Genomic DNA, 3,151 nt, shown 5'->3' on the forward strand with positions numbered 1-3,151 from the left:
AGTCTTTTATCTCCGTTCATCCACCTTTGATACTCATTAATGAGTCTTTTATCTCTGTTCATCCACCTTTGATACTCATTAATGAGTCTTTTATCTCTGTTCATCCACCTTTGATACTCGTTAATGAGTCTTTTATCTCCGTTCATCCACCTTTGATACTCATTAATGAGTCTTTTATCTCTGTTCATCCACCTTTGATACTCATTAATGAGTCTTTTATCTCTGTTCATCCACCTTTGATACTCGTTAATGAGTCTTTTATCTCCGTTCATCCACCTTTGATACTCATTAATGAGTCTTTTATCTCCGTTCATCCACCTTTTATACTCGTGAATGAGTCTTTGAACTGGATTCATCCACCTCAGAACTCCCTTAACGAGTTATTATTACTTAGCAAACAGCTACTCTCAGCCTTCAGTAGTGCGCTTTTGCTTGAGTAAATGCAGGGCGATCGTGCCAACACCTTTGGCGATCGCTTGCTAGTAAACCGCTATAATTCAGGTGAGCCAAATACAGTTAAGTATCAAAGGTTCAATGTTGCTTGTGAACATTACGCATCGCGGGGACAGAAGAATCCTCGGTAGAAAATTACGGCGTGCCAATCTCTAATCTATCTCTCCAAGTGCCTTATTCAAATTCCATGCCGCACTAATGAGAGATAAATGCGTAAAAGCTTGCGGAAAATTTCCCAGTGCCTCACCGCTCGCACCCGTCTCTTCGGCATACAGTCCCAGGTGATTGGCGTAACTGAGCATCTCTTCAAACATTAATCGAGCCTGTTCTAACCGCGCTGGTTCGACTCGTCCGGCTCGTGTCATCGCCTCAACTAGCCAAAACGTACACAGGTTGAATGTACCCTCTTTCCCACTCAAACCGTCGCTGCTCATGCCCGGACTATAACGATACACTAGACCGTTGGAGACCAATCCACCTGCCTCTGGAGGACGATTAATGGCATCCAGTGTGCTTAGCATTTGGGGATCATTGGGCGCGAGGAAGAACACCAACGGCATGATTAAACTGCTGGCATCCAGCGCATCGCTGTCATAATGCTGAACAAAAGCGCCCCGCTTCTCATTCCATCCTTTCGTCATGATTTCTTGATAAATCTGATCGCGCACCTTCAGCCAGCGATCGCGATCAGCAGGAAACGAGCGCTTATCGGCTAATCGCAACCCCCGATCAAGTGCCACCCAACACATGAGTTTGGAATACACCACCTGTTTGCGTCCGTCTCGTGGTTCCCAAATGCCTTCATCTTCTCGCTGCCAGTTGTCACACACCCAATTTAACAACTGTTGTAGATGAGTCCAGAGCTTGTAAGAAATCGGTGCGCCGTACTTGTTGTAGAGATACACTGCATCCATCAACTCACCATAAATATCAAGCTGCAACTGATCATAAGCAGCATTGCCAATCCTTACAGGATAGGAATCTCGATAACCAGACAAGTGTTCCAAAATTTCTTCATCCAAGTTTTGGCGTCCATCAATGCCATAAGCTAACTGTAATGGCCCGTTCGGTTTCATTTTATAGCAGCGGTGTTCCAGCCAATTCATAAACTGCGTGGCTTCTTCCGTGAATCCGATTCGTAACAATCCATACAGTGTAAACGCCGCATCGCGAATCCAGGTATAGCGATAGTCCCAATTGCGTTCACCGCCAATTTCTTCAGGTAATCCAAACGTAGGAGCTGCGATGATCGCTCCTGTTGGTTCATAGGTGAGCAGTTTGAGTACTAGTGCCGATCGCTCCACCATCTCGCGCCATCGTCCCTTATAGTTGCATTGGGAAAGCCAATGCCGCCAGTATAGTACTGTGCTTTCAAACAGTTTGATCGCTTCACTTTTGATCAGAGGCAATCCACATCCAGCGTCCGGTTCAATCTCTCGCAGCCCAAACACGACCGTTTGTCCAGCTTCCAGTTCAAACTCAGCCCAGACACCCCGGTCGTCCTGTTCAAGGGGAATGTCCGTAACTAATCCCAAACTGAGTGTAGGTGAGATGAAACACGCGCCGCCGGATGTTAGTTTGGTTTGATGTTGATCGCGAACATAGTTAAAGGCAGGATAGCACTCCAACCGAAACCTCATACTACAGCGAATCATCCTGACTTGTCGAATCAACCAGCGATCGCCTGAATCGGATGCACTAACGGGCATGAAGTCAATCACTTCTCCGACACCGCATGGTGAGAGAAATCGGGTCACTAGAACATTCGTGCCAGGATAATAAAATTGCTTATGCTTGACGCTTTCGACACAAGGCGCGATCTGGAAATGCCCACCTTTTTCACTATCGAGGAGCGCGGCAAATACGCTTGGTGAGTCGTGTCTGGGAAAACAAAACCAGTCGATCGACCCATTTAGCCCCACTAATGCTGTGGTGTGCATATTGCCGATGATGCCGTAGTTCTCGATCGGTTGATAGCTCATTTGGTTAGTTTTCCCTGACTCCATAAATCTCCAGCAGGTAGAATACCTAACTGTTGCATCATGCTGAGGTCAATATAACGCTCAACAAGAACTTTGTTTTGCTTTGACATAAGATACGTCTTTACGATGAAATTAGGGAGTAGAAGAGGTACTTTTACTAAGCAACGAGCGCTCCTCTGGGATTTAGATTAACGCAAGATGATTACTAATTAGAACTAGGTATCATCTCGGAGCTATTATCCCACATTCTGCGGTTAGGTTGAAAATCTCGGTATTTTCTATAAACAAACTATGACAAGGGTTTCATGTATTGAATATATTCTGCACTCTGCGATCGTCTTGGCATCAAATCAACGGAACAGACATTAATGTGATCACCCAATCTCTAGCCACTCAATGGTCTACTCTATAAAAACCACCGATGCGATCGCGAGCGTCCAAACTCACAGATTTGCTATATAAGGGATTGGATGGAGTTGTCGAGCTTGATGATGCTAGGCATTTACCTGAAGGTAGCGATAGACTCCAGGCTTAAAAACTGTAGCAGAACTGTTGAGCGATCGCTTTAAGGCTATTAATAAAGGCAGAGCTGCAAAAACTTCTGGCTGTTGATAAATTAATACTCGTGAATGAGTCTTTTAGCTGCGTTCATCCACCTTTGATACTCGTGAATGAGTCTTTTAGCTGCGTTCATCCACCTTTGATACTCGTGAATG

3 protein-coding genes are annotated in these 3,151 nt (G+C 45.2%); 1 reads left to right on the forward strand and 2 read right to left on the reverse strand.

Annotated features, from left to right (window positions below):
* A partial coding sequence (locus Q0541_RS27975) for a hypothetical protein (RefSeq protein ID WP_298918976.1) occupies positions 1-356 on the reverse strand: 356 nt, incomplete at its 3' end.
* Positions 357-440: 84 nt separating this feature from the next.
* On the opposite strand from Q0541_RS27975, the gene Q0541_RS27980 reads away from it, so the two are divergent.
* Positions 441-584: a hypothetical protein gene (locus tag Q0541_RS27980; protein WP_298918979.1), complete on the forward strand. Its 144-nt coding sequence runs from the start codon at positions 441-443 to the stop codon at positions 582-584.
* Between the two features lie 21 nt (positions 585-605).
* On the opposite strand, the gene Q0541_RS27985 is transcribed toward Q0541_RS27980, so the two are convergent.
* On the reverse strand, positions 606-2,435 hold the full coding sequence (locus Q0541_RS27985) for a glycoside hydrolase family 15 protein (RefSeq protein WP_298918982.1): 1,830 nt from the start codon (positions 2,433-2,435) through the stop codon (positions 606-608).
* Positions 2,436-3,151: the final 716 nt, after the last annotated feature.

It is taken from the genome of uncultured Nostoc sp., assembly GCF_937863485.1.
Lineage (GTDB): Bacteria > Cyanobacteriota > Cyanobacteriia > Cyanobacteriales > Nostocaceae > Nostoc.